Here is a 707-nt window from a genome sequence, read left to right as displayed (position 1 = left end):
CCGGTATTATGCTGATACCATCCCTCGCCTATAGCAAAATCGATACTACTCTCAATACAAGCTCATTTATAGGCGCTTACCTGGCAGGGAGGGTCGCAAATCATGAGAACAAAACAGATCTTGCCATCAAATATTTTAAAAAGGCTCTTACTTATAAACCTGAAAATATTGAAACACAAGTAGAGATGCTTGAAGCGATGCTCTTTTCAGGTGCTTTTAAAGAAGCTGTTAAACAAGCCCAAAAATTGAAAAAGCAAGGCATTACGAATCCCTTTGTCTCTTTGACGTTATCGATCGAAAGTCTCATCAAAAAAGACTACAACAAGGCCAAGATTCTTCTGCAATTAAAAACACTTCCCGCTGCCAACAATCCAATACCTGAATTAATCGGTGCTTGGGCCACATTCGGATCTGGGTACCAATCTCAAGCAATTACTCATCTTCAAAAAATCCAAGGACCTGCTTGGTATAAGCTTTTTATAAACTACCATCTTGCACTCATGTGCGATCTCGCAGGACATAAGCAGAATGCACAAAAATATTTCACTCAAGCGCTCAATACTCAACAAGCCACTCTTATAGCCCCTAATACTTATGAACATATTATCATAGCCTATGCCTCATTCCAATTGCGCTCTAAAATGCGCATTCAAGCGCTTCAGACCCTCAAACACGGCGAACAAATGCTGCCAGGACGAGAAATATTT

1 protein-coding gene is annotated in these 707 nt (G+C 40.3%); it reads left to right on the top strand.

Annotation, left to right across the window (positions count from 1 at the left end; translation table 11 throughout):
- Positions 1 to 8 precede the first annotated feature (8 nt).
- The coding region (locus ACFINZ_RS10905) for a tetratricopeptide repeat protein (RefSeq protein WP_375701528.1) at positions 9 to 707 on the top strand (699 nt) is incomplete at its 3' end.

Origin of the sequence: Bartonella sp. AA81SXKL (assembly GCF_042196945.1) — a bacterium.
Classification (GTDB): domain Bacteria; phylum Pseudomonadota; class Alphaproteobacteria; order Rhizobiales; family Rhizobiaceae; genus Bartonella.
The sequence above is the reverse complement of the archived record's forward strand: the minus strand, read 5'-3'. Positions and strand labels throughout refer to the sequence as shown.